A 20083-nucleotide genomic window follows, 5' to 3' on the forward strand; every position below is an offset into this window, starting at 1 on the left:
TAAAATGAAAAAGATAGATCTATTTTTACAAACCATAATTTATAAAGCAATCGAAGATCTTTCCGACGCTTCGGTTCATTATCTTATTCACGCAAAATATTTTTTCTACGATATTCAAATGCATGATTACGAGCCGATTCATTTAAATAAAAATTCGATTAAGCGGGTCGAGCTTTTGAATGATGGATTTAAATGCAAGATGATGCTGGACGGACAGGAAAAAGACGATATTTTTTCCATTGTTATCCCATTTCACCTGATCCGGAGTGTCTCCAGGTTTTACAGATCCGAATTTAAGAATGAGGAAACGCTATTTTCCAAAGCCTGATGTGCCCGGATTTTAAAAACGGACGCCATTTTCTATCAAATCTTTTACAGCCGTTTTCTCATGATCAAGGAGTGGGCGCAGGATTTTGGAATCTACTTTCTCGCTGGAAGCCGGAATAAATTTAAAAATTTCAGATTGAGAGAAAACAGCGCTAAAAATAATCTTTGCCCGTTGCAGGTGATAATCCGACGTGACAACTAAAACTTCTTCCGGATTAATTTCTTCTATGATCGATTTCGATTCCGTCGCGTCTTCAACAGAATGGCGCGACTCAACCAGGCTCAAAATCGCCGATTCCGGAATCCCATTTTTCAAAAGTGCTTCTTTCAGGTAAAAGGCGTGCGGCTTTTCTGTTACATTGAAGTGAGTGCCATACCCGCCGGTAAGAATAATGCAGGTATTCTCCTTTTCATATAACGAAAGACAGACCTTTACCCGACTTTCCGCCATTTCACTTAAAACGCCGTCATTTGAATTTGGTGAACCCAGAACCAATATGATCCGCATACCTCAATCTATTAAAATTACCTCAAAAATAGTCAACCATTCCTGTTGAAAAAAAAATTGCCCGAATTTCGTACATATATTTTGGTTTATTAATTTTTGCTTTCGAAATGCTCATTAAATTTTCATGATAGGATAGCAATAGAAAAATTTAAGTGTATTTATATTTAATAATCGAATTCATATTTAAATAATACAACTTTTAGTTAGGAGAATTTACGTCCGTGGCAGTATAAAACGGGTAAGTGATTGTGTCTTTTATACACTTTTTGATTTTTCATAAAATCTTAAATAGCTTATGCAATCGTTCCCGGCAACGTGTGCATAAAAAAAATCAAATAAATAGTTGTATTCTACCAAGTGCCTAAATAGACTTGATCAAGGGTTTTAGCTCTTTTGGCTGCCGAAAATCTCAGTAAATATTGGTAAAGTTATATTTAATAGACACGTTCAGATGACTAAAAATGTTCTACTTATTTTTTTCCTTCTGAGCCTATCGCTTAGCGGGATGGCACAGACCCGCCAGTTGAAAGGTGAGGTCAAGGACGGTGTTTCGAAAGAAAATCTGCCAGGAGTCTCAGTCCTGGTTAAGGGCACGCGTACGGGTACTACAAGTGACGCGGAAGGAAGATTTACCTTGGAAATTCCTGCCGAAGGAAGTTCAATCGTAGTGAGTTACGTCGGGTTTATTAATCAGACAATAGACATTGGTAATCGTACTTTTCTGGAAATCAGTATGGAACCGGATATAAAAGCACTGGATGATGTGGTGGTCATCGGATATGGAGAGCAAAAGCGGTCGCACTTGACTGGCGCGGTGGCAACGGTGAAAATTAACCAGATTGATGAACTGCCGGTTGGTGATATTTCGTCTGCCCTTGTAGGAAAACTGCCCGGCGTGGCAGTAAGCGGAGGAACTGCCCGTCCCGGAACTCCTGCGTCTATTGTCATACGTAACCCGACAAAGGCGTCAAAAGACGGAGGTAGCAACTCACCGCTTTTCATCATAGACGATGTGATCAGGACAGAGGCCGATTTTCAACTCCTGGATGCTTCAGAGATCGAAAATCTTTCGATTTTGAAAGACGGAGCCGCGGCTGTTTACGGTGCCCGTGCCGCTTTGGGAGTCGTGGTTGTGCGTACAAAAAGAGGAAAAGCAGGAAAACCTCAGTTTAATTACACCACAACTTTTGGCGTTTCGGATGCCAGTTACAAGCCGAAAGTTATGAATGGTGTTCAGCTGGCCACCTATCTGAACGATTATAACAAAACCCGGGGACTTGCTGCCACGGATCCGGAATACTATTCTCCAGATGAACTCGAACATTTCAAAAACAACAACTACAATTGGTTTGATATGGCATGGAAACCTTCTTTAAACACACGTCATGCTTTAAATATTAGCGGAGGAACCGAAAAGGCTACATTTTTTGCCGGTGCGACTTATTTTTATCAAAACGGAAATGTCGACAACATCAATTATAAAAAATGGAATTTCAGAGCGAGCGCCGATGTAAAAGTTACGAATAATATCAAAATTGGGTTGGGCGTCAGTGGAAACCTTGCTGATAATAAACTTTTTTATTTGAAACAGGGAGGTGAAAATGTCGAAAAGGATGTAACCAATCTTTTAAATACGCCTCAGTTTATTCCGCCATACGTGAACGGTTTGCCTGTCTTGCTTCCGGGTGGTAGTAATTCAACAGGATTTCATTTTTTTGAGGCTCAAAAATTGAATAATTACACGAGAGCAAGAAATACGGTTTTAAACATTAATGCTTACCTGGAATATAATGTGCCGTTTATTCCGGGATTTAAAATCCGGACAGTTTATAATAAAAACATGGGCAACGATTGGGGTAAACAGTTTGGTACCTATTATAAAACTTACGGTTTCTCTATGCTGGGCGATAACAAGCACATTTACGGAGGAACGCCGAATCCTGCGACCAGGCTTAATAACGGCGACAGGTTAAGGTTTAATCCAGGATATTCGGATGGTTATCAAATGAACGTAAACTTGAGTTATGCAAAAGATTTCGGACGGCACTCTGTAAGCGCATTAGCCCTTGTAGAGCAGTCGGAGATCTATACAGAAAGTATCGCGACGATGAAGGAGGGGGTTTTTGAAGGTGGAAATGATTACCTGATGTCTGCTCTGGGAGCTAAAGACATAGGGCCGAATCTGGCGAATGAAAGCGGCGTTTTGTCGTATGTCGGTAGGTTGAATTATAGTTATGCCGAAAAATATTTACTGGAAGTTTCCTTTCGCCGTGATGCTTCGACGAAATTTGCACCCGAATACCGCTGGGGGACTTTTCCGCAGCTTTCTGCGGGCTGGGTGATTACGGAAGAGAATTTTTTCAAACAGAAAGTGGCCTTCGTAAACTTTATGAAACTTCGGGCATCAATCGGGTTTCTGGGAGGTGACAGGACTGCGAACTGGCAATGGATGCAACGCTATACACCACAAGCATCAAACGGAGCAGTATTTGGAGGAAACAGCGATCGGACTGTTGGTATTAAATTGGAAAAATTGCCGAATTATTTCGGGCGTTGGGACGATGTGACGAAGAAAAATATTGGTTTGGACGCATCTTTTCTGAATAACAAACTTTCAACAACAATTGATGTTTACCACGATCACGGTTACAACCTACTGACCACGCTTTCTTCGTCGGTTCCGCTTACAATCGGTTCTGTGATGCCTTCTGAAAACTATGAGACAATCAACTCATTCGGGATGGAATTTTCTACTGGTTGGAATGACAAAATTGGAAAGAATTTGAATTATAACGTGAACGCATTTTTAGCATGGAATGACAATAAAAATATTCTCGTTGACGTAGCGTCGACGAATATCGGAACGTGGCTTGATCCCACCGGCAAGTCGAGTGACCGGGGAGTTCAGGGATATCACTATCTGGGAATGTTCCGCTCTCAGGAGGCGGTTAATAAATTTCTTGAAACCAATGCCGGCTATACGATTTTCGGACAGGCGCCAAAACCTGGTATGCTCTACTATAAAGACATCCGAGGTCCGCGGCAAACGGACGGGACCTACGCAGATCCGGACGGAAAAATTACAGAAGATGATGTTGACTGGCTGACGCATAAGGAAAATAATCACTACACTTTTGGTCTTTCGTTCGGCATCGGTTTCAAAGGATTTAAGCTGGATATGGTTACGGCTGGCTCATTTGGAGGACAGGCCCTGGTAGAAGGCGACGCGCGGAAAAGAGCTGCAAAAGATATTTCCCGGCCAGCTTTCTGGGCTGATCATTACACGCCTGAAAATCCATCTGCAACTTATCCGGACCCATTTTACGAAGACACGTACTCTGTCGTTTCATCATTCTGGTTCAGAAATTCTTTTTCGCTCCGGATGCGCAGCTTGAATTTATCTTATACACTGGGACAAAATGTAGCCCAAAAACTGGGTGTAAGTTCCCTGAAAGTCATTGGTGTCGCCATGAATCCGATCAATTTTTATAACCCTTACGATTATAAAGACGCCGCCGGATCCTACAACATTTATCCCGTTATGCGTACCTGGTCACTTGGTATAAACCTCACACTTTAAAAGTCAAGAAAAATGAAAACGAGATATATCATCGCAATGCTGACGGCTCTCATACTTTCCGGATGCGAAAAAGTACTGGATAAAACGGACCTTTCAGCTTTTAACGAAGAGCAGGTTTTTAACGATTCGCTGCTCGCAAAAGGATATGTGGATTATGTTTATGACCAGAATTTACCTGTTTGGCCAACTGGTGATTTCCTAAAGGCAACCGACGAAATTTCCGGAGAAACCCGGTTTTTTGAAGGCACCGTACAGGTTAATACCGTTGTAGATTTTGGTACTTCTGTTAATGCTACAAATAATTATGGTAAGATTCGTTCGATCAATCAGTTTTTGGCAAAAATGCCAGCCAGTGTTCTGAGTGAAGGTTATAAGAAAGAGTTGCAGGCACAGATTACTTTTTTCAGAGCGTACCGCTACTTCGATCTGGTGCAGCTTTACGGAGGTGTCCCACTTGTTTTGACTCCCCTGGAAGGTGTTGGACAAGAGGCCAAAGATGAAGCAGCTATACCTCGTAGCAGCACTTCGGAAAGTATTCAGCAGATCGTGAGAGATCTTGACTATAGCATCGCCAATCTTCCTGGTAAATGGTCCAATACAAATGATTGGGGAAGAATCACGAGCGGTGCGGCGGCGGGCTTTAAGGGCCGGATTTTGCTGCATTATGCCAGTCCGCAATTTAATCCAAATGACATAACAGAACGCTGGCAATCGGCTTACGATGCTAATAAAAAAGCGCTCGAATTGTTGACTGCGAACGGTTTCAAACTGCATACCAGCTTCAAAGATCTTTGGTTCACCGAAGCTAATAATCCCGAGGCAGTCTGGGTGACTTGTTACAATAATAAGGTGGGTGATCAGATCAATAAAAATCAGACCTGGGATAACAATACCAGACCCTCTTATCTGGGAACAGGAAGTGGATCAAACCAGCCGACCTGGGAAATTACACAGGCGTTTCCAATGAAAAACGGTAAAAATATCTCGGAAGCAGGCTCAGGTTATGATGCGAAGTTATTCTATAAAAACCGCGATCCGAGATTTGACAATACTATTGCTTACAACGGAGCGACATGGCGCATCAACGGGAATGCGAATTACCGGTTGTGGACTTATTTTGTCGATAATAAAACGGTTGAACAGAAAGCAACTGTGAGTGGATTTTACGTGCGGAAAGCGATTGATCCAAACCTTCCGACAGGGGCGGTTGCAAACAGCGGAACAGACTGGATCGAAATGCGTTATGCGGAAGTGATGCTGAATTTTGCAGAATCTGCCTGTGGAATCAACAAACTTGATGAAGCATATACGCAATTGGCCGAAATCCGCAAGCGCGCAGGAATTGAACCGGGAGCAGACGGACTTTATGGATTGAAAGCAAAAATGACAAGAGCTGAAATGTTTGAAACAATTCTTCGGGAACGTCAGATAGAACTTGCTTTTGAAGGGAAACGCTTCTGGGATTTACGCCGCTGGAAATTATTTGAATCAACACTTAACGGAAAAAGAAGAACGGGTGTAACGATTAACCTGAAAACGTCTGTCATTTCAGCTTCAAACTTTGCCGCGCAGCGTGATGGAATGAGTCTTGATTCTGCCTATAAGAATTATTTTGAAATAGTACCAAAACAACTTGATACAAAATATGCGATCAAATGGCTTCCCGAATATTATTTCTTCGCAATTCCGTCGACCGCCTTGGCCAACAATGCGCGTCTGGAGCAAAACATCGGATGGCCATCGGGCACTTTTGACCCATTGAAATAAATTGAATATAATCAATCCTGTTACTTTATGAAAACTAAACGTTTTTCCTTTTTTTCGATCGTCATTCCGTTTTTAATAGGGGCAGAAGCTCTGGCACAATACCCTAAAATTCCTGCTGCTGCGCAGAAAACCAGCGATTCCTTACTAGCGGAAGCAAATAAAAGATCTGATATTGCCTGGCAAAAAGCCTGGCCAATTATAGAACAGGAAGCGAAAAATGGTAAACCATATATTCCCTGGGCTGCCAGGCCCGTCGATTTGCCGCAATCGGAAATCCCTGCATTTCCAGGTGCCCAGGGAGGCGGCGCATTCAGTTTTGGAGGCCGCGGAGGAAAAGTTTATGTCGTCACAAGTCTTGCAGATAGTGGCCCGGGGACGCTGCGTGATGCGTGTGAAAAGGGTGGGGCAAGAATTGTTGTATTTAATGTTGCGGGTATAATCCGGCTTAAAACACCATTAATAATCCGGGCTCCTTATATCACCATTGCCGGGCAGACCGCTCCGGGAGACGGCGTCTGCGTTGCTGGTGAAACTGTCTGGATCAATACTCATGACGTTGTGATAAGGCATATGCGTTTTCGCCGCGGAGAAACTTTTGTGGGGCGTCGCGACGATTCAATCGGAGGGAATCCGATCGGAAATATCATGATCGACCATGTTTCTGCAAGCTGGGGTTTGGATGAAAATATGTCCATGTATCGTCACATGTATAATGACAGTACAGGTGTCGCCGAACAAAAACTTCCCACCGTGAACATCACGATACAAAATTCAATTTTTTCAGAAACGCTTGATACATGGAATCACTCGTTCGGAAGTACCTTGGGCGGCGAAAATTGTACTTTTATGCGAAATCTCTGGGCGAATAATGCCGGGAGAAACCCGTCAATTGGCTGGTTTGGGATATTCAATTTTACAAATAATGTAGTTTTCAACTGGGTGCACCGCTCGATCGACGGCGGCGATTACAGGGCGATGTATAATATCATCAATAATTATTTCAAGCCAGGTCCGCAGACACCAAAAAATTCACCCATAGGTTACCGTATCCTGAAACCAGAATCGGGAAGAAGCAAATTGAATCACCTCGTTTTTGGCCGTGCTTATGTGAGTGGAAACATTATGGAAGGTTATGAAAACGTGACGAAGGACAATTGGGATGGCGGTGTCCAGGTGGAAGAACAGGCGAGCACAGGCAAGTATCGTGATCAGATTAAGTGGAACAAACCGCTTCCAATGCCGGAATATCCAATTATGACTGCGAAAGAATCTTTTGATTATGTGTTGGCAAATGCGGGAGCGACCTTGCCAAAACGTGATCCGGTTGATACGCGTGTCACAACCCAGGTACGTACAGGAAAGATTAACCCGATTGAGGGCGTAAAATTACCGACGACGCAGTTTGAGCATCGTCGCCTGCCCATTGATTCGTATAAAAATGGAATCATTACCGATATTTCGCAAGTAGGAGGATATCCGGAATACAAAGGTACTCCCTATAAAGATTCGGATAATGACGGTATGCCGGATGAATGGGAAATCAGATATGCTTTGAATCCCAAAGATCCATCCGATGCCCAGAAAGATATGAACGGCGACGGATACTCAAATATTGAGAAATTTATCAACGGAATAGATCCAAAAAAGAAAACAGATTGGAGAAATCCAGATAATAATTTTGACACACTTGCTTCTTCAAAAACTGCGTCAAATAGGAAATAATCTTCCCGTCGGACGGCTTTTTCGCCGTGCGACGGGTAAAAAAACTTGTAAAAGTCTGTACAAATTTCTTTCAAAAAGAATAACCCCAAAAAAGCAAAACCGCTAAACCGTAAAAATCACCATTGAGAAAAATAAATTACACTTCAGCGACTAACATGTTTTATACAACCCTGCTGATCTGCGGGTTGTATTTGCTTGTTGACGTACAGGTTTTTGCTCAAACGAAGATTAAAGAACCCCTTCCGGTAGGGCTTGGAAAAGACGGGAAGCTCCTCTATATACCGGATTCACTGGGCAACAGGATTATTGATTTTTCTCATAGCGGCTACGAAGGAGGCAATTTCGGGATTCCGGATGTTCCTATTAAGGTTATTGTTCCTGTAAAATCCGGTGACGCCACAGGGAGGATTCAATCCGCATTGGATTACGTAGCCTCACTGCCTTTGGATCAAAATAACTTTCGCGGTGCAGTGCTTTTAGAAAAAGGTATCCATTCGATTTCCGGAAGTCTTTTGATAGCAAAGTCAGGTGTGGTTTTAAAAGGAAGTGGAGCTGGCAGGGAGGGTACTATATTATTTGGTGCTGGCAAAACCCGCGAGACGATGATTACCGTTGCCGGGGTCAATGATTTCAGACCAGGAAAAGAAATTTCGATCTTAGAAGATTATGTCCCGGTAAATGCCACGACTTTTAAAATTCAAAATGCGGAATTGATAACAAAGGGAGACCGTGTCCGTATCAAAAGACCTTCTATAAAAGCATGGATTCAGGCGCTTGAAATGGAAGAATTTGGAGGCGAAACCGAATGGCTTGGCTGGAAACCGGGCCAGCATGAGCTCGTTTGGGATCGTATTGTAACGTCGGTTTCAGGAAGTCAAATAACTATAGATGTGCCGATAACGACTGCACTGGAAAAGAAGTATGGCGGCGGATTTATTTCTGCCTACGAGTGGAAAGGTCGAATTTCGCACGTTGGAGTCGAGAATCTGAGCCTGGAATCCAGTTTTGATGAAACAAATCTCAAAGACGAAGATCATCGCTGGATGGGATTGACATTTGGGAATATTGAAAATGGCTGGGTTCGTCAGGTGAATTTTAAAAATTTGGCAGGATCGGCCGTAGCTCTTTATGAAACCGCTTCGAAGGTTACAGTCGAAGATTGCAAATCACTAAATCCGGTGTCGGAAATTGGCGGTCAGCGGCGATATACTTTTTTCACTCAGGGGCAGCAAACGCTTTTTCAACGCTGTTATGCCGAGTATGGCTATCATGATTTTTCCACAGGTTTTTGCACAGCCGGACCCAATGCTTTTGTTCAGTGCGAATCCCGTTTGCCATATAATTTCAGCGGCACAATCGATAGCTGGGCATCGGGCGTTCTTTTCGATATTGTCAATGTCGATGGCAATGCCTTATCTTTTAAAAATCGAGGACAAGATGGGCACGGTGCTGGGTGGACTGCGGCAAACAGCGTTTTCTGGCAGTGTTCTGCTTCAAAAATGGAGAATTTCAGTCCTCCTGCGGCACGTAATTTTGCGTTCGGGAGCTGGTCACAATTTGCAGGCGACGGTTACTGGGAAAATGTAAATGAACACATCCAGCCGAGAAGCCTTTACTATGCGCAACTCGCAGAAAGACTATCCAAAGATGTTTCAAAAAGAGCTTTTTTAATGCCAACATACACGGAAGCATCAAGCAGCCCAATGATTGAACAGGCTGCGGACTTATCCGCTTCGTCGAGTAAACCTGCGCTTCAACTTCCTCAATGGATCGACGAAGCGACGAATAGAAGGCCGATAGCTATTATGCACAACCAGGTCAGGGCAATTGATGAAATCGGAATTAAAAATGTCCCGCCTAAAAAGTATCTGCCGCCTTTGGAGATAAAAAACGGCTGGCTGGTTCGCGGTACTGAAATCGTGACCGGGAATCGGCAGGAAGTGCCGTGGTGGCGCGGAAGTCTCAGGCCTAATGATATTTCAGCTGCGAAGCCGCACATTACAAGATTTGTTCCGGGGAAAAATGGGAATGGATTGACGGATAATCCTGACGAAATGACGGATTCGCTGTTAGTAAAAAACATAACTATTTTGGATCACAATTACGGTATTTGGTATGACCGGAGGAGGGACGATCATGAACGAATCCGTAGAATTGACGGAGACGTTTGGCCGCCGTTTTACGAACAGCCTTTTGCCAGAAGCGGAGTAGGGAAGGCCTGGGACAACCTGAGCAAGTATGATTTGACAAAATATAATGTTTGGTATTGGGACAGACTTCATCAGTTCGTCGATCTAGCGGATAAAAAAGGATTGGTACTATTTCATCAAAATTATTTTCAGCATAACATTCTGGAAGCAGGTGCTCACTATGCAGATTTTCCATGGCGTCCGGCGAATAATATCAACAATACAGGTTTTCCAGAACCGCCGCCTTATGCCGGCGACAAGAGAATTTTTATGGCAGATCAGTTCTACGATATCGGTAATCCGGTTCGTAAAGAATTGCACAAATCCTATATTCGAAAATGTCTTGATAACTTCGTTGATCAAAGCGGAGTCATTCAGTTTATCAGTTCAGAATATACAGGGCCGCTTCATTTTGTAAAATTCTGGCTTGATGTCATTGCGGATTGGGAAAAAGAAAAAGGAAAAAATGCGCTGGTGGCACTAAGTACTACAAAAGACGTTCAGGATGAAATTCTGTCTGATCCGGCATATGCTGGAAACGTCGATATTATTGATATCCGGTATTGGAATAAAAAAGAAGATGGAACGTACTATGCACCTGCCGGAGGAAAGAGTCTTGCACCAAGACAACATGCACGAATTCAGAAAACAGGAAAGGTTTCTTTCGACGCAATCTATCAGACTGTTTTAGAATACCGTCTTAAATATCCTGAAAAGCCTGTTTTATATTCATCTGCGGGTTATGATACGAATGCCTGGGCCGTTTTTTTTGCAGGTGGTTCACTAAGCGGAATTCCGAAAATTGCCAGCAATAAATTTATTTCAGATATTTTGAAAATGCAGGTTTCTGTATCGGCGAATGGTCAGTATGGCTTAGTCAATCCAGGACAGGGAATGATCGCATATCAGCCGGCGGGAGAAATTCATGCGCTTGACTTGACGAAATTTAAAGGCAAATTTTTACTCACAAAGATCGATTCGAAAACGGGGAAAATTCTGGAAAAAACTGCAATAGTGCCAGGCGGTAACGTGCTGTCGGTCCCCAAACCGGTCGATAATCCAATTATCTTATGGCTGTCAAAGATGTGATTATGAAAAATAACAAGTGGTTTTATTTTCAAATCAGTTTTGTATTTTTCCTATGTTCCTGCTCCAGGAAGGATTTTGGTCCGGCTATTTTGAAATCTGAAAATTACCGGCATCATGTCGAGCATTTTAACCGGATGGAAGATGAGAATAAGATAAACGCGATTTCAAATGCGCAGTCGTGGGATTGGATGAAAGCAAATATTCCTCTTTTCGACTGTCCTCAGGATAATTTCCAGGAGATCTATTATTACCGTTGGTGGACTTTTAGAAAGCATATTCATAAGACACCTCAAGGCTTTATTCTTACCGAATTTCTTGTCGACAGGAATTACGCGGACAAATACAATATGATCAGTTGTGCACTCGGACACCACATTTATGAAGGACGCTGGCTGCACGATCAAAGGTATTTAAACGAATATGTCCAAACATGGTACCGCGGGAATGACGGAGGGAGAATGAAAAAATTATTGACTTTCAGCAGTTGGACGGCCGATGCCCTTTTCAATCGATACAAGGTTAATGCTGACAAGGATTATCTGGTTAATATGTTACCGGATCTTGACGCCGAGTACAAAACCTGGGAGAAAGATCGCCGAACCGCAAACGGATTATTCTGGCAGAGTGACGTGAAAGACGGTATGGAGGAATCGCTGAGTGGTGGCAGGCGGGAGCAAAACGCAAGGCCGACAATCAATAGCTATATGTTTGGAAATGCAAAGGCAATAGCGGAAATCGCTTCGCTCAAAAAGGATACGAACTTGTCACTGGTTTACAAATTGAAAGCGGACACATTAAAAAAAGTGATAGAAAACAGGTTATGGAATAACGGCAGCAGGTTTTTTGAAACGGTAAAAAAGCAAGGCAATGGTGATTTCGCCAGCGTTCGGGAAGCAATAGGTTTTATTCCTTGGTACTTTAATTTACCTGATGAAAAATACGATGACGCATGGAAGCAGGTTTCGGATCCGGCAGGTTTTAGAGCGCCGTTTGGACTGACAACCGCAGAGCGCCGACACCCTGATTTCCGTACGCATGGTTGCTGCAAATGTGAATGGGATGGAGCCATATGGCCTTTCGCGACTTCGCAGACATTAACAGGAATGGCGAATAGGATGAATAACGACACGAAGAAAATACTGGCAGATACCACCTATTATCGATTGATGGAGCTGTATGTGGAATCACAATATTATCGGGGAAAGCCTTATATCGGAGAATATCTTGACGAGACTACGGGCTATTGGCTCAAAGGTGACCAGGAGCGAAGCCGCTACTATAACCACTCTACTTTCAACGATTTAATAATCTCCGGTTTAATCGGTTTACGGCCCCGAACGGACCAGGTAATAGAAGTAAATCCGTTGGTTCCACAGGAAAAATGGGACTGGTTTTGTTTGGATAATGTTTTGTACCATGGAAAAATTCTGACAATTATCTGGGATAAAACCGGTGATCATTACAAAAAAGGCAGGGGACTGCAAGTGCTTGTCAATGGAAAGAAAGAGGCATCATCTGAAAAAATTGAAAGGATATTAGTTAAGAATCAAGCCGTAAGGCGGTGAAACTGTCCGACGACTTTTTTGTCGTCGGACAGATAGAAAACACAATGATTATAGATATAGAAAGTATGAAAAAACTGACTTGTATAATTTTCCTGGGTGCTGCTCTGAATCTGTTAGCAAGCACGTTATATGCGCAAACCTGGAAGGAAGGCATTCTCAAAGATGAATTTATTTTTGAAAAAACCTCTTTTCCGGAAAGTCATGCAGCAACGATTGCCGAAACGTCGGGCGGATTGATTGCGGCGTGGTTTGGCGGGACAAAAGAACGAAATCCCGATGTGGGTATCTGGACGAGCCGTTTGGTTAACGACAAATGGACTGCTCCGGTTGAGGTCGCGAACGGTATCGTGAATGATACGCTCAGATATGCTTGCTGGAATCCTGTTTTGTATCAAATACCGAAAGGAGATCTTTTTCTTTTTTACAAAGTTGGTCCCAATGTGGCTGGTTGGAAAGGGTATATTATAACCTCAAAAGATCAGGGAAAAAGTTGGTCGAAACCAAAAGCCTTGCCGAAAGGATTTCTCGGTCCCGTGAAAAATAAACCTGTTTTGTTAGCCAACGGCGAGTTATGGTGCCCGTCCAGTACAGAAGGAAATGGGTGGAAAGTGCATTTTGAAGTAACATCCGATTTTGGAAAAACATGGCGGAAAGTCGGCCCGATTAATGACGGAAAAACAATTAATGCTATACAGCCAAGTATTCTCATGCATAATAATGGTGATTTACAGATTTTGTGCCGCAGCAAAAACCGCTCGATAGCCGAATCCTGGTCGCGTGATAACGGAAAGACCTGGTCTGAAATGGAGCTGACGGATATGCCAAATAATAATTCAGGAACAGATGCAGTAACGCTGAAAGATGGAAGACAGTTGCTGGCCTATAACCATGTGAAAACGCCGGAACTGGAGAAAAAAGGATCACGGACACCATTAAATATTGCCGTTTCCAAGGACGGCGAAAATTGGGAAGCAGCTCTGGTTTTGGAAGATTCTCAGATCAGTCAGTATTCTTATCCGTCTGTCATTCAGTCTGCGGATGGAATGGTTCATGTCGTTTATACATGGCGCAGGGAACGGATAAAATATGTCAAAATTGATCCAGCAAAGTTGAAGACTAAGCCCGTTAAAGATGAGTTGTGGCCGAAATGAAGGATATCAAACTGAGCAGAAAATCTATTCAGCCGGTTTCAAAGGTTGATCGTTCCGAAATAAAGGATGATAGATAAAATTTCTTATTCCATGCAACAGACAAATCAATGCGCAGCCAAAACCGATTTAAAACACTACTAATCGCTGTTATTTTTCTTTTTTTTCTGACTAATCTCGAAGCAAAGGACAAACGACAAAAAGAACAGCGCTATAAAATCGCAGTTATTGACCTGATGATTTTGAAGCGTCAAAAAATAAGTGCCATTCCCTTAGCCAAAGAAATTGGCGCTGACGGGCTAGAAATTGACATGGGTGGACTTGGAAAAAGAGAATCCTTCGACAATAAACTTGCTGACGCTGAAATCAGAAAGCAATATATGGACAAGGCGCAACAGCTCAATCTGGAATTTTGCTCCCTGGCGATGACGGGATTTTACGCACAGTCTTTTGCAAAACGGGAAGGTGTAGATAAGATGGTCGGCGACTGTATCGAAACCATGAAGCAGATGAATATTAAGGTAGCTTTTCTTCCGCTTGGAGTTCAGGGTGATTTGGTTAAAAATCCGGAATTACGCCCGTTGATCGTTGAGCGATTAAAATCGGTAGCTAAAATCGCTGAAAAAGCAAAAGTGATTATTGGGATTGAAACTGCACTGAGCGCGTCAGAGGAGGTGAAGTTGCTAAAAGAAATAGGTTCGAAATCGATTCAGGTATATTTCAATTTTTCTAATCCACTGGAAGCAGGACGCGATTTGTATAAAGAACTGGAAATTCTTGGAAAAAACAGGATTTGTCAAATCCATTGTACTGATAAAGACGGTGTCTGGCTGGAAAATAATACCCGGCTTGACATGAAAAAGGTGAAAAGTACACTCGATAAAATGGGCTGGAAAGGTTGGTTGGTCGTTGAAAGGTCGAGGGATGCTTCGAACCCCAGGGATGTTCAAGGAAATTTTAGTGCGAATACTGCCTATTTAAAAAAGATATTTCAATAACAATTTAGAAAATTATGAAAAAGTTTCTGACAGTTCTAACTGCAATTCTCCTGGCTGGAAATGTATCGTTTGGACAAAATAGTAAGGAGAGCGATGACGCTTACGTTAAAACAATAACCCAAAGAGCTGAAAAAATACTTGCTGCTGTCAACCTCACCGACTCTGTTAAGTATAAGAAAGTGAGAGACGTTATTGTGTCACAATATCTGAATTTGAACAAGATTCATGAAGAAAAAAATAGTCAGATAAATAGTGAAAAAACAAAAGAGCCAATAGACAAAGAACAACGTGATAGAAATTTGAAACTGATAGAAGAGGAGGCAGGCAAGCGTTTATTTGTTTTACATAAAGAATATGTGAAACAGCTGTCATCTAACCTGACGAAAGAGCAGGTCGGGCAGGTGAAAGACGGTATGACCTATGGTGTTCTCAATGTGACTTATAAGGCTTACAGTGATATGATCCCATCCCTTAAACCGCTTGAAAAGGAACAGATTTTGACGTGGTTGACAGAAGCCCGTGAACTCGCAATGGACGCCGGTACCTCCGACGGAAAACATCAGATTTTTGGAAAATACAAAGGAAGAATTAATAATTATCTTTCTTCTGCCGGATATGACATTCAAAAGGAACGCAAGGCCTGGGAGGAACGATTGAAGGTCTCGAAATCGAACGGACGGTAGTTCGTTTGATAGATATGCCTGACAAGCAATCAATTAAGCCCCAGCCGCTCCAGAATTTTCTCAGCGGCAACTTTTGTTTTTTCAACAATTGCATCAAAAGAAATACTCTGATCCGATTTTGAGGTGAGTGCCGCGACGGTCAGAGCTGCAATGATATCTCCCTGCGACGTGCATAAAGGAATACAGATATCAGTTACACTTCGGGTGGAATCACTGTCTTTTACGCAATATCCCAATGTTTTAATTTCGTCCAGCAGCGTAAGTGTCTGCTTTTGCTGTTTCGCACTTTGGCTCATGTAAAGATCGTTTCTTCTTAATAAGTGCAGGCGCTCTTCATCCCGCATAAATGCCAGTAAAACTCTGCCGGAAGTAGTCAGCAGCAACGGGAACAAACTTCCCTCTTCGATAGAAAGAGAAATCGCGCCCGGACTTCTGGACTGAGAAATCACCATTAGTTTTTCAATATATAAAATCCCTAGATGGCAGGATTGGTTAATTTCTGATGACAGCTCATCCATCGGGAATTGTGACGCTCTCCGGATATCGTCAACAGGAGAATGACGGTGTGACAAGTGAAAAAGTTTTAGTGACAGTTTATACTTTCCCGAAACTTCATCTCTGATCAGATAACCCCTGTTTTCCAGACAGACCAGCATCCGGTAAATTTCGTTCGGCTTCTTGTTAATTCCCGCAGCAATTTCTGTCTGCGACAAAGAAGTTGCTTTTAAAGAAAGATATTCCATAATATCCAGGCCTTTATCAAGCGCTGGGGCCTGATACTTTGATTCGTTTTCCTTCATGTTTCGGGTGCTGTAAATCTTCGGATTAGTTTATTTGTAAAGGAACGATTTATATTTAAATAGATGGTTCAGAATGCAGCTATTGGAATATAAATGTGTCAATTTTACAATATTCGAAAATTTTCGCTCAACTCATGTGATATAAAATGGAAAATATGTTCTTTTTTATTCAGGGAGCATTAGCGAAATGAAAGTCATACTTAAAAGCATGGAGAAAATAGATGCCAGATGTCAAAGCTTATCATTCGGGAAAACCTGAAATGCAGAATCAAATTTTAATTATCGGTGCGGGCGGAATTGTGAAAGATGCGCATTTGCCGGCCTACAAAAAAGCCGGATTTCCTGTTTTTGGAATCGTCGATATAGTGAAGGAGAAGGCAAGTATTCTGGCAGAAAAATATCACATACCTAACGTATTTTCAAATATTGAAGATGCGGTAAAAAATGCCCCGAAGGATGTTGTATATGACCTTGCCCTGAATCCGGATCAACATTTGAATGTCGTAAAATTGCTGCCGGACTATTCAAAAGTTTTGCTGCAAAAGCCATTGGGCGCTTCCAGTGACGAAGCGAAGGTTTTGCTGAACCTGTGTCACAGTAAAAATTTGTTGGCTGCGGTAAACTTTCAGCTGCGTTTTGCGCCTTTTGTTCTGGAAGCCAGGGGACTTATGGATTCCGGCGTGATTGGAGAAATTTACGATATGGAAATTCGGCTGACAACGCATACTCCGTGGCAGTTTTTTCCAGGCTTAGCCGGCAAGGACAGGCTTGAAATTGTCTACCACAGTATTCATTACATCGATTTGATCCGATCATTTTTAGGTGAGCCAAAAGCTGTTCTGGCCAAAAGTTTTGGCCATCCGCTGAAGCCTTTTTCTTCAACCCGAAGTACAATTTTACTGGATTATGGAAGAAACATACGAGCTGTTATTAATACCAACCACGACCATGATTTTGGGTCCGAGCATCAGGAAAGTTTTATCAAATGGGAGGGAACCAAAGGTGCAATTAAAGCTAAAATGGGTGTTTTGATGGATTATCCAAACGGTGCGGCAGACCAGCTTGAATATTGTTTTTTAGATCAGGACGTAAAGCCGGAATGGAAAAACATAGAGTTGAAAGGTAATTGGTTTCCGGATGCGTTTGCCGGCATTATGTCGCAGCTAATGCATTTTGATAAGGGAAAAAGTGAAAAACTTTTAACCCATGTCGATGACGCTTTCAAAACGATGAAGCTGGTTGAAAAGTGTTTCCACTAATAATTTAGCCTAGGCGGTAAAAAATATAATTATATCCTTAAAAATTTATCAATGATTTTATCGAATTCTCAACGAAGTACAACAGTTTTTTTTCTAACTGTTTTTGTCTCAATCTGCTCCGTCTCTCACGGTCAGCAGAATCTTAAACTTTGGTACAAACAACCATCAAAGCAGTGGGAAGATGCCTTGCCTGTCGGAAACGGAAAGCTTGCCGCCATGGTTTTTGGTGGGGTCAAAACAGAGCGTATCCAGTTCAATGAAGAGACATTGTGGACGGGTGAGCCACGAAGTTATGCACATAAAGGAGCGAGTCAGTATCTGGATCAGATACGTACCCTGTTGAATGAAGAAAAACAGAAGGAAGCGGAGGATTTGGCAACCAGGGAATTTATGGGCGTTCCTATGCGCCAGATGGCTTATCAGGCTTTTGGTGACCTGTATATGGATTTTATGGATCATGAGAATTTTACAGATTATTCCAGGGAGCTTGATCTTCAAGATGGAATAGCACGTGTAAAATATAAAAGCAATGGAGCAACATTTACAAGAGAAGTTTTTGCAAGTTTTCCAGCCAAAGCAATTTACATAAAACTCAAAACGGATCAGTCGGGAAAATTGAATTTTGTATTGCGCATGGACGCGATTCATTTAGACAAAAAAATGACAGCAAACGGAAATGAGCTGACTCTACACGTCAAAGTGGATAAGGGGGTTTTAGAGGGCGTCGCAAAAGTCAAGTTATTGACAGATGGAAAACTTCGCCAAGGCGAAGGGAAAATTACGATTGAAAATGCCACGACTGCAACGGTCATTCTTTCAGCGGCAACAAGCTACATCGATTATAAAACCGTAAACGGGAAGCCTGGCGAGATCACTTCTTCTATACTTAAAAACTCCGTTGATTTTGAACAAGCTAAAAAAGGACATACCGCTGATTATCAGAAATTTTTTGCACGCTTTAATCTTGATTTACCGGCAAACGAAAATTCAGTTTTGCCAACAGATGAACGGCTATTAAAGTTTAAAGATGTTCCTGACGATCCGGCATTTTTAGCTTTGTATGTGCAGTATGCCAGATATTTATTGATCACAAGCAGTCGTCCCGGAACGCATCCGGCCAATCTTCAGGGCAAATGGAATGACAAATTAAATCCTTCCTGGGATAGTAAATATACGGTCAATATTAACACCGAAATGAACTATTGGCCTGTCGAAATGACAAACCTAAGCGAGCTTCATCAGCCACTTTTTGGAATGATCAGGGATCTGTCCAAAACAGGAGCAGAAGTAGCAAAGGAGCATTATAATGCCTCAGGCTGGCTTGTTCATCATAATACAGATTTATGGCGCGGGGCGGCTCCGATTAATGCGGCCAATCACGGAATCTGGGTTACAGGTGGTGCTTGGCTGAGTCTACATCTGTGGGAACATTATCGATTTACGCAGGACAAAGAATTTTTAAAACAGACTGCCTATCCTTTGATGAAAGGTGCAGCCGAGTTTTTTGTTGATTTCCTCGTGAAGGAGCCTAAAACCGGATTTTTGATAAGTTCGCCATCCAATTCTCCTGAAAATGGAGGTTTGGTTGCTGGTCCTACGATGGATCATCAGATTATCCGGGGACTTTTCAAAGCTTGTATCGAAAGTGCGGAAATCTTAAAAACGGATGCTGATTTTGTTTCAAAATTGAAGATGATTATACCTGAGATTGCCCCGAACAAGATCGGGAAAGCCGGACAATTACAGGAGTGGATGACGGACATAGATGATACGACGAGTCACCATCGCCACGTTTCTCATCTTTGGGGTGTTTATCCCGGAGAAGAAATTACGCCTGTAAAAACACCTGATTTACTGAATGCAGCCAAAAAATCCCTGGAATTTAGAGGCGACGACGGAACAGGATGGAGCCTTGCATGGAAAATAAATTACTGGGCAAGATTTCTGGATGGTGATCATGCGTACACGATGATCCGCAAATTATTCAATCCGATTATGGACGCGTCGATAAAAAAAGGTGGCGGAGGCTCCTATCCCAATCTTTTTGATGCACATCCGCCATTTCAGATTGATGGAAACTTTGGCGGGGCTGCGGGAATTCTGGAATGTCTTGTTCAAAGTCATTTAGGAGAGATCAATTTATTGCCCGCCCTGCCTTCTGCTTTGCCTGATGGCAAAATAACAGGGTTGGTCACAAGAGGAGCGTTTGAGCTGTCTATGGAATGGAAAAGCGGAAAACTGGTGTCGGTTAGTATTCTGTCAAAAACAGGAAACAAATGCAGGCTGAGATATGGAAATATCTTTGCCGAGTTCCCGACATCCAAAGGAAAATCGTATCGTTTAACCAGGGAGTTGAAAATTATGTAAGCCCCTTAAATTTAATAATAACAACGAAACCAATTATTTATATTTAATTTTTATGTTTTCTTTCGATTGTTTTTCTTTTAT

General features: G+C 42.4%; 13 protein-coding genes. 11 read left to right on the plus strand and 2 right to left on the minus strand.

Annotation, left to right across the window (positions count from 1 at the left end; genetic code table 11):
• The first annotated feature begins 4 nt into the window (after nucleotides 1–4).
• Entirely contained in the window at nucleotides 5–328 is a 324-nt protein-coding gene (locus tag BMY70_RS20095) for a hypothetical protein (RefSeq protein WP_090338076.1), read from the plus strand.
• Nucleotides 329–340: 12 nt separating this feature from the next.
• Here BMY70_RS20095 and BMY70_RS20100 read toward each other — a convergent pair whose 3' ends face one another.
• A complete protein-coding gene (locus tag BMY70_RS20100; RefSeq protein WP_090338077.1) occupies nucleotides 341–835 on the minus strand; it encodes a YdcF family protein in 495 nt (164 codons plus the stop codon).
• Between the two features lie 451 nt (nucleotides 836–1286).
• Between BMY70_RS20100 and BMY70_RS20105 the strand changes: the two genes are divergently transcribed.
• From BMY70_RS20105 to BMY70_RS20140, 8 genes are all read left to right on the plus strand, one after another.
• Complete coding sequence (locus BMY70_RS20105; protein ID WP_090338078.1) at nucleotides 1287–4415, plus strand: SusC/RagA family TonB-linked outer membrane protein; 3129 nt, start codon at nucleotides 1287–1289, stop codon at nucleotides 4413–4415.
• Nucleotides 4416–4427: 12 nt separating this feature from the next.
• Nucleotides 4428–6182 (plus strand): RagB/SusD family nutrient uptake outer membrane protein, encoded by a 1755-nt coding sequence (locus BMY70_RS20110; RefSeq protein WP_090338079.1) that lies wholly within the window; start codon nucleotides 4428–4430, stop codon nucleotides 6180–6182.
• A gap of 27 nt (nucleotides 6183–6209) precedes the next feature.
• Nucleotides 6210–7904, plus strand: a complete 1695-nt coding sequence (locus tag BMY70_RS20115) for a polysaccharide lyase (protein WP_090338080.1) — start codon at nucleotides 6210–6212, stop codon at nucleotides 7902–7904.
• A 155-nt stretch (nucleotides 7905–8059) separates the two neighbouring features.
• Nucleotides 8060–11182, plus strand: coding sequence for a DUF6298 domain-containing protein (locus BMY70_RS20120; protein ID WP_090338081.1), 3123 nt, complete (start codon nucleotides 8060–8062; stop codon nucleotides 11180–11182).
• A complete protein-coding gene (locus BMY70_RS20125) occupies nucleotides 11164–12747 on the plus strand; it encodes an MGH1-like glycoside hydrolase domain-containing protein (RefSeq protein WP_229209700.1) in 1584 nt (527 codons plus the stop codon). The genes BMY70_RS20120 and BMY70_RS20125 overlap by 19 nt, the downstream gene beginning before the upstream one ends.
• A 65-nt stretch (nucleotides 12748–12812) precedes the next feature.
• On the plus strand, nucleotides 12813–13898 hold the full coding sequence (locus BMY70_RS20130; RefSeq protein WP_090338332.1) for a sialidase family protein: 1086 nt from the start codon (nucleotides 12813–12815) through the stop codon (nucleotides 13896–13898).
• Nucleotides 13899–14005: 107 nt separating this feature from the next.
• A complete protein-coding gene (locus BMY70_RS20135) occupies nucleotides 14006–14893 on the plus strand; it encodes a sugar phosphate isomerase/epimerase family protein (RefSeq protein WP_090338082.1) in 888 nt (295 codons plus the stop codon).
• Between the two features lie 14 nt (nucleotides 14894–14907).
• Nucleotides 14908–15576, plus strand: coding sequence for a DUF3826 domain-containing protein (locus BMY70_RS20140; protein ID WP_090338083.1), 669 nt, complete (start codon nucleotides 14908–14910; stop codon nucleotides 15574–15576).
• Between the two features lie 29 nt (nucleotides 15577–15605).
• On the opposite strand, the gene BMY70_RS20145 is transcribed toward BMY70_RS20140, so the two are convergent.
• The gene (locus tag BMY70_RS20145) at nucleotides 15606–16376 is read right to left on the minus strand and encodes an IclR family transcriptional regulator (RefSeq protein ID WP_090338084.1); all 771 of its coding nucleotides are present in this window, start codon (nucleotides 16374–16376) and stop codon (nucleotides 15606–15608) included.
• 260 nt (nucleotides 16377–16636) lie between these two features.
• Between BMY70_RS20145 and BMY70_RS20150 the strand changes: the two genes are divergently transcribed.
• Entirely contained in the window at nucleotides 16637–17635 is a 999-nt protein-coding gene (locus BMY70_RS20150; protein WP_229209701.1) for a Gfo/Idh/MocA family protein, read from the plus strand.
• 51 nt (nucleotides 17636–17686) lie between these two features.
• Entirely contained in the window at nucleotides 17687–20002 is a 2316-nt protein-coding gene (locus tag BMY70_RS20155) for a glycoside hydrolase family 95 protein (protein WP_090338086.1), read from the plus strand.
• Nucleotides 20003–20083 lie beyond the last annotated feature (81 nt).

The organism is Dyadobacter koreensis, assembly GCF_900108855.1.
Lineage (GTDB): Bacteria > Bacteroidota > Bacteroidia > Cytophagales > Spirosomataceae > Dyadobacter > Dyadobacter koreensis.

What these genes read in the sequence shown, in the direction of transcription:
- BMY70_RS20155 (WP_090338086.1), top strand. Translation starts at nt 17,687, where the DNA reads ATGATTTTATCGAATTCTCAACGAAGTACAACAGTTTTTTTTCTAACT.
- BMY70_RS20115 (WP_090338080.1), top strand. Translation starts at nt 6,210, where the DNA reads ATGAAAACTAAACGTTTTTCCTTTTTTTCGATCGTCATTCCGTTTTTA.
- BMY70_RS20145 (WP_090338084.1), bottom strand. Translation starts at nt 16,376, where the DNA reads ATGAAGGAAAACGAATCAAAGTATCAGGCCCCAGCGCTTGATAAAGGC.
- BMY70_RS20100 (WP_090338077.1), bottom strand. Translation starts at nt 835, where the DNA reads ATGCGGATCATATTGGTTCTGGGTTCACCAAATTCAAATGACGGCGTT.
- BMY70_RS20110 (WP_090338079.1), top strand. Translation starts at nt 4,428, where the DNA reads ATGAAAACGAGATATATCATCGCAATGCTGACGGCTCTCATACTTTCC.
- BMY70_RS20130 (WP_090338332.1), top strand. Translation starts at nt 12,813, where the DNA reads ATGAAAAAACTGACTTGTATAATTTTCCTGGGTGCTGCTCTGAATCTG.
- BMY70_RS20120 (WP_090338081.1), top strand. Translation starts at nt 8,060, where the DNA reads ATGTTTTATACAACCCTGCTGATCTGCGGGTTGTATTTGCTTGTTGAC.
- BMY70_RS20140 (WP_090338083.1), top strand. Translation starts at nt 14,908, where the DNA reads ATGAAAAAGTTTCTGACAGTTCTAACTGCAATTCTCCTGGCTGGAAAT.
- BMY70_RS20125 (WP_229209700.1), top strand. Translation starts at nt 11,164, where the DNA reads ATGGCTGTCAAAGATGTGATTATGAAAAATAACAAGTGGTTTTATTTT.
- BMY70_RS20150 (WP_229209701.1), top strand. Translation starts at nt 16,637, where the DNA reads ATGCAGAATCAAATTTTAATTATCGGTGCGGGCGGAATTGTGAAAGAT.
- BMY70_RS20135 (WP_090338082.1), top strand. Translation starts at nt 14,006, where the DNA reads ATGCGCAGCCAAAACCGATTTAAAACACTACTAATCGCTGTTATTTTT.
- BMY70_RS20095 (WP_090338076.1), top strand. Translation starts at nt 5, where the DNA reads ATGAAAAAGATAGATCTATTTTTACAAACCATAATTTATAAAGCAATC.
- BMY70_RS20105 (WP_090338078.1), top strand. Translation starts at nt 1,287, where the DNA reads ATGACTAAAAATGTTCTACTTATTTTTTTCCTTCTGAGCCTATCGCTT.